We start from the raw sequence: 6,630 nt of genomic DNA on the forward strand, positions 1-6,630 counted from the left end.
CCCCAGCACCCCCCAGCTGCTCGTCGGCTACCACGCCGACGGGTCCGAGACCCGCGCGTTCGACGAGGCCGTCAGCGCGGGTGGCACGGTGCTGCCCCACTACGGCTGGATGTTCCGGGCGCTGGACCGGCTCGGGCCGCGTGGCCTCACGGCAGCCGAGTCGGCGTTACGCACCGAGCAGCGCGCCCGTGGCGTCACGTTCCGGGTGGGCGACGGGGAACCGGACCGGCTCTTCCCGCTGGACCTCATCCCGCGCATCGTCACGGCCGAGGACTGGTCCGGACTCACCGCCGGGCTCACGCAGCGGGTGCGCGCGCTGGAGGAGTTCGTCCGCGACGTCTACGGCAAGCAGCAGATCGTCACCGACGGGGTGATCCCGGCCCAGGTCGTGCGCGACGCGCCGGGCCGCAGCCGCCTCGGGAAGCTCTTCCCCGCCGACGCCGTGCGCATCGCGGTGGCCGGCATCGACCTCGTCCGGGACCGGGCCGACCACTGGCTCGTGCTGGAGGACAACCTGCGGGTGCCCTCCGGCATCGGCTACTCGATCACGAGCAGGCGCCTCGTCCGCAGTGTGATGCCCGACCTGGAGCCACCGGCAGGCGTCGTGGGGCTGGAGCCGGTGCCCGGGCAGCTGCACTCGGCCCTGCTCTCGGCCACCGGGTCCGACGACCCCGCTCTCGGCGAGGTCGCCCTGCTCTCAGCCGGGCCGGCGGACTCGGCGTACTTCGAGCACCGGCTCCTCGCCGAGCGGATGGGCATCCCGCTGGTGACGCCGCGGGACCTGCAGGTCACCGAGGACGGCGTCTACCTCGTGGGCTCCGGCGCCCGGCAGCGGCTCTCCGCCCTCTACCGCCGTCTCGACGAGCGCGCCCTGCTGGGCGCGAAGGGCGCCGACATGCGCCCGATCGGACGAGCACTGTGCAACGCGGTGGCGCGGGGCGACGTCGCGCTGCTCAACGCCATGGGCAACGGCGTGGCCGACGACAAGCTCGTCTACGCGTACGTGCCGCAGATGATCTCCTACTACCTGGGCGAGGACGTCCTGCTCGACAACGTCCCCACCTACCCGTGCGTCGACGCGGACAGCCGCGCCGAGGTGCTCGACCGGCTCGACGAGCTCGTGCTCAAGCCCGTGGACGGCTACGGGGGGCAGGGCATCGTCATCGGGCCGCACGCCGACCGTGCGGAGCTCGCGGATTTGGCCGACGCCGTGCGCGCCGACCCCGCCGGCTGGGTGGCACAGGACCTGGTGCGGCTGTCCACCCACCCGACGTTCTCCGGCGGCGGGCTGGAGCCGCGCGCCGTGGACCTCCGGGCGTTCGTGCTGCAGTCCCGGCTGGGCGACCGCACCCAGGTCGACGTGCTGCCGGCGGCGCTCAGCCGGGTCGCCCCCGCCGGCAGCATGATCGTCAACTCCTCACGTGGCGGCGGGGCGAAGGACACCTGGGTACTGCGCTGACAGCTACCGGGAACGGGCGACTCGCGCACCCGGAACGGGCGACTCGCGCGCGCGGAACGGGCGACTCGCGGGCCCCGCGGCGCTGCCCGAGCACTACGGCGCGGAGCTACCGGCTGATGTGGGAGCCGCAGGCCTCCAACAGAGGCCTGGGGTCGGGGTTCTCCCCCGTCGCCTGGAACACCACGCTGTCGGCACCCACGGCTCCGAGCTGCCCCGCCCAGTCGGCGACCTGCCCCTGCAACCCGGCGGAGGCGGTGTCCAGCTCGATGTACACGACGGTGCGAAACGGCCCGGTCCGGCCGCCCGCTGACCGGCCCTCCGCCACGTGCCTCCGAGCGTCGCGGACCTGGCTCGCCGAGGTGATGCAGTCGAGGATGACGCCGTCGGCGACGTCGCCTGCCAGCCGCAGGGTCTTCGGTCCCCTGCCGCCGATCAGCAGCGGCGGCACGACATAGGGTGGGTACTCGAGCGTCACCTGCTCCAGGTGCACGAAGCGGCCGTCGACGTCGAGGGTCCGGCCGTGCAGCAGGTGGTAGACGGCGCTGCTGTGCTCGCGCAGGAGGGTCATCGGCGACGCGGCCCTGGCCCCCACCTGGGCCATCCAGTCCAGGACGCCGTGCCCGAGCCCGGGCATGAACCGGCCGGGGAACAGCCGGGCGAGCGTGGCGATCTCCATCGCGGTCACGGCCGGGTTGCGCAGCGGGACGGGCAGCAAGCCGATCCCGACGTGCAGCCGCTCGGTCCAGGCGAGCGCCGCGGTGGCCGCGGTGAGCCCGCCCTCCAGGAAGCAGTCCTCCCAGAGCCACAGCTCGCTGACTCCGGCGGCCTCGGCGGCGAGTGCCACCTCACGGAGACGTTCGGGCGGTGACTGCGGACGGAACGTGACGCCGAGAGTCGGTTGTTTCATGGCGCAAGTCCATCATGGTGCGTCCAGAGAGATTCTGGTCACACACTGGAAACAAACCGTGGGTTGCGCAGGCGGGCCACCGCATCGTCCACTCAACCTTCGACGTCCGGACGCTCCGGGCGCCGACGAGCGAGAGGACGCGCGCATGTGCGGTATCGCCGGTGAGATCCGGTTCGACGGCGGTGATCCCGATGTGGAAGCCGTCGCCCGGATCACCGCCGAGATGCACCGCCGTGGGCCCGACGGGTCGGGGGTGTACTCGACCGGTGCGATCGCGCTCGGCCACCGCCGGCTGAAGATCATCGACCTCTCCGAGCGCGGGGCCCAGCCGATGGTCGACCCCGAGCTCGGGCTGGCCGCCGTGTTCAACGGGCTCATCTACAACTACCGGGAGCTGCGCAAGGAGCTGGAGGGCGCCGGGTACCGCTTCTTCTCCACGTCCGACACCGAGGTCCTGCTCAAGGCGTTCAAGCACTGGGGCCCGGCGTGCGTCGAACGCTTCCTGGGCATGTTCGCCTTCGCCGTGGCCGACCGCGACACCGGCGTGCTGACGCTGGGCCGCGACCGGCTGGGCATCAAGCCGCTCTACCTCACCGAGGGCTCGGGACGGCTGCGGTTCGCGTCCTCGCTTCCCGCGCTGCTCGAGGGCGGCGGCATCGACACCTCGATCGACCCGGTCGCCCTGCACCACTACATGAGCTTCCACTCGGTCGTGCCGGCTCCGCGCACCATCCTCAGCGGCGTGCGCAAGCTCCCCCCGGCCACCGTGCGGACGATCCGGCCCGACGGCACGAGCACCGACCACGTCTACTGGCGCCCGGAGCACACCCGCCGTCCCGAGCACGCCGGGATGACCGCACGCGACTGGCGCGACGCGGTGCTGGAGTCGCTCAAGGTCGCGGTGCGCAGGCGCATGGTGGCCGACGTCCCCGTCGGCGTGCTGCTCTCCGGCGGGCTCGACTCATCGCTGGTCGTCGCCCTGCTCGCCGCCGAGGGCCAGACCGGCCTCAAGACGTTCAGCGTCGGGTTCCACGCCGCGGCGGGCGAGGCGGGCGACGAGTTCGAGTACTCCGACCTCGTCGCGGAGCACTTCGGCACCGACCACCAGCAGATCCTCGTCGACCCCGCGCGGATGCTGCCCGCCGTGGACGAGGCCATCACGGCGATGGCCGAACCGATGGTCAGCCACGACTGCGTGGCGTTCTACCTCCTGTCGCAGGAGGTGTCGAAGTCGGTCACGGTCGTGCAGTCCGGGCAGGGCGCCGACGAGGTGTTCGCCGGGTACAGCTGGTACCCGCCGCTGGCAGGCGTGGCCCGGGACCGGGGGGTCGCGGCCTACGCCGAGCAGTTCACCGACCGGCCCCACTCCGACCTCGCGGGCATCCTCGAACCGGAGTGGCTGCTCGACCACGACCCGAGCCGTGCGTTCATCGCCGAGCACTTCGGCGCGCCGGGTGCCGACGAGACACTCGACGCCGCGCTCCGGCTGGACTCCACGGTCATGCTGGTCGACGACCCGGTGAAGCGCGTGGACAACATGACGATGGCGTGGGGCCTGGAGGCCCGCGTCCCCTTCCTGGACCACGAGCTCGTGGAGCTGGCCGCGGCCTGCCCCCCGGATCTCAAGCTCGCCCACGGCGGCAAGGGTGTCCTGAAGGAGGCCGCCCGCGGGGTGGTCCCCGACGGGATCATCGACCGGCCGAAGGGGTACTTTCCGGTGCCGGCGATCCGACACCTCGAGGGACCGTTCCTCGACCGGGTACGCGACGCCGTCACCGACCCCGTGGCGAAGGCCCGCGGTCTGGTGCGCCGGGACTGGTTGGACACAATGCTCGCCGATCCGAACACCGCGCGAACCAACCTCGGATCGAATGCGTTGTGGCAGGTGGCGCTGCTCGAGATGTGGCTTCAGGAGAGGGGGCTGTAGGGAATGGATCAGGTAGGGGTGTCGGACTTCACCGAGCGGCGACTCGCGCGGCTGGCAGGCGGTGCCGACGCGCACCTCGCCGCTGCCCCCTACGGCCATCTGTTCCCCACCGCCTATCTCAATCCGGTGCCCTCGCCCGACGGAGCGATGATCGCCTGGGTCTCCGACCGCGACGGCAGGCCACGCGCCTGGGTGGCACCGCTGCCCCCCGACGGCGGGCCGATCGTCGAGCCCGACGCCCCACTGCCCACCGACGGCGACGTGCAGGCCCTCACCTGGTCACCCGACGGCACCTGGCTGGCGTGCCAGACCGCCCTGTACGGCGGCGAGCGCACGCGCGTGCAGCTGCTCTCCCCCGACGGCAGCGAGACGCGTGAGCTCGCGCCCGGGGCGGCGGCCGTCACGCTCGGGGCGTGGTCGCACGGTGGCCGCCAGCTCGGCATCACGGTCTTCCCGGAAGGCGCGGGCGACGGGCAGGCCTGCCTGGTCGACCTGCGCGACGGCACCTCCACCGTGCTCGCCGCCGGTCCGGCCGCCAAGGTCTGCGCCGTGAGCGGCGACGGCAGGCGCGCGGTGGTCCGGCTCGGGCGCCGCGGCGAGCGCCGTCTCGAGCTGGTCGACCTGCGCTCCGGTCGCCGCACGGAGCTCCTACCCGGCGGCGCCACCGTCGCCGACGCGCGGTTCGGCGTCACCGGCCGTCAGCTCTACGTCCACACCGACGCGGGCCGCGAACGGCCCGCGCTGCTCGCGGTCACCCTGCGGGGCAGCAGCGGCGTGTCCACCGTCTACCCGATCGCGGAGCGCCCCGACGACGACCTCGACCTCGTGGCGCTCGACCCGGGTGGGGCGCGCGCCGCGCTGGTCTGGAACGTCGACGGGCGCAGCGAGGTGGAGCTGCTCGACCTGCGCTCCGGGATGCTCGAGCCCGTGGTGCCGGTGCCCGGTGACGTCGTCACCGGGCTGGCGTTCAGCCGCGACGGCCATGCCCTGCTCGCCGCCGACGAGGGCCCCACCGTGCCGCCGCACCTGAGCCGGATCGGGCTCGACACGTACGCCGACGCCACGCCGCTCCTGCCGGCGGTGGCGAACGTCGACGACGCGCTCGTGGCGCCCACGCTGCACGAGTTCCGGGCGGAGGACGGCCTCCTGCTGTCCGGGTGGCTGTTCCGGCCATCGGGTGTACTCGGACCGCTTCCCACGCTGCTGTGGCTGCACGGCGGCCCTGAGGCCCAGGAACGGCCCACCTTCCAACCGCTGTTCCAGGCGCTGCTCGCCGAGGGCGTCGCGGTCTTCGCGCCGAACGTGCGCGGCTCGGGTGGTTACGGCCGCAGCTTCGCCTCCGCCGACGACCACGACCGGCGCTTCGTCGCCATCACCGACGTGCGGGCCGCCGTCGGCTTCCTGGTCTCGGCCGGGCTCGCCGACCCGGGCCGGGTCGGTGTCTCGGGCCGGTCCTACGGCGGCTACCTCGCGCTCGTCTCGCTGGCCTGGTTCCCGGAGCTGTTCAGCGTGGGCGTCGACATCTGCGGCATCTCCGACTTCGCCACGTTCTACGCCTGCACCGAGCCGTGGATCGCCGAGGCGGCCACCACCAAGTACGGCCACCCCCACACCGACGCCGCGCTGCTGCGCGAGCTCTCCCCGATCCACCGCATCGACCGGATCACCGCGCCGCTGCTGGTGGTGCACGGCACGCACGACACGAATGTGCCGCTCGTGGAGGCCACTCAGGTGGTGGACGCGCTGCGCGAGCGCGGGGCGTCCCCCGGCTTCCTGCTGTTCCCGGACGAGGGCCATGAGGTGCGCGGCACCGAGAACAAGATGGTGTTCGTCCGTGAGGTGGTGCGGTGGGTCACCGCGCACCTGAACGAGGTCGGGGAGCAGACCGCCTGAGCGGTCCGCACCCCGCTCCCGGCTACTTGCTGAACGACTCGATGGTCGTCCGGCCGTCGGCGTCGGTTCCGAGGACGAACCGGTAGAGCTCGTTGCTGCTACTGCCGTTCTTGTTGACGAACGCCAGGTCGGCCTGCACCGTGTTGCTGCCGGTCTGCCGGGCGTTCCGCACGGTGACCGACTGCACGGTGGCATAGAAGCCGTCGAATGTCGCCCGCCCGTTGGACTCCTGCTGCGCCCTGGGGCTGAGCATCGCCCACGCCGCGTCGGTGTTGCCCGGGAGCAGGGAGTAGTAGGTCTGGACGAACCCGACCGGGTCGCTCGGCGGCGCCTGGTTCGGCGGCGGTGGCTCCGTCCTGGTGGTGGGCTCCGCCGTACGGCTCGGCGTGTGGGTGGGCTCCGTGCGCGGAGTCGTGGGCTCCGCGGTGGGTTCGGGGGTGGCGG

Annotated in this window: 4 protein-coding genes and 1 pseudogene; 3 read left to right on the forward strand and 2 right to left on the reverse strand. The window is 72.8% G+C overall.

From position 1 onward, the window contains the following. Positions 1–1,459, forward strand: a 1,459-nt coding sequence (locus HF577_RS36165; RefSeq protein ID WP_169400505.1) for a circularly permuted type 2 ATP-grasp protein, incomplete at its 5' end; no start/stop codon positions are given. A gap of 106 nt (positions 1,460–1,565) precedes the next feature. Here the strand turns inward: HF577_RS36165 and HF577_RS36170 are convergent. Beyond that, the gene (locus HF577_RS36170) at positions 1,566–2,366 is read right to left on the reverse strand and encodes an LLM class flavin-dependent oxidoreductase (RefSeq protein WP_169400506.1); all 801 of its coding nucleotides are present in this window, start codon (positions 2,364–2,366) and stop codon (positions 1,566–1,568) included. A gap of 145 nt (positions 2,367–2,511) precedes the next feature. On the opposite strand from HF577_RS36170, the gene HF577_RS36175 reads away from it, so the two are divergent. Further along, positions 2,512–4,293, forward strand: a complete 1,782-nt coding sequence (locus HF577_RS36175; protein WP_169400507.1) for an N-acetylglutaminylglutamine amidotransferase — start codon at positions 2,512–2,514, stop codon at positions 4,291–4,293. Positions 4,294–4,296: 3 nt separating this feature from the next. Continuing rightward, complete coding sequence (locus tag HF577_RS36180; protein ID WP_169400508.1) at positions 4,297–6,186, forward strand: S9 family peptidase; 1,890 nt, start codon at positions 4,297–4,299, stop codon at positions 6,184–6,186. A gap of 22 nt (positions 6,187–6,208) precedes the next feature. On the opposite strand, the pseudogene HF577_RS36185 reads toward HF577_RS36180, so the two are convergent. Continuing rightward, positions 6,209–6,630 (reverse strand): annotated as a pseudogene (locus HF577_RS36185) (serine/threonine-protein kinase); the annotation flags it as partial.

Origin of the sequence: Pseudonocardia xinjiangensis, from assembly GCF_012911925.1 — a bacterium.
GTDB lineage: Bacteria > Actinomycetota > Actinomycetes > Mycobacteriales > Pseudonocardiaceae > Pseudonocardia > Pseudonocardia xinjiangensis.

What these genes read in the sequence shown, in the direction of transcription:
- HF577_RS36170 (WP_169400506.1), bottom strand. Translation starts at nt 2,366, where the DNA reads ATGAAACAACCGACTCTCGGCGTCACGTTCCGTCCGCAGTCACCGCCC.
- HF577_RS36175 (WP_169400507.1), top strand. Translation starts at nt 2,512, where the DNA reads ATGTGCGGTATCGCCGGTGAGATCCGGTTCGACGGCGGTGATCCCGAT.
- HF577_RS36180 (WP_169400508.1), top strand. Translation starts at nt 4,297, where the DNA reads ATGGATCAGGTAGGGGTGTCGGACTTCACCGAGCGGCGACTCGCGCGG.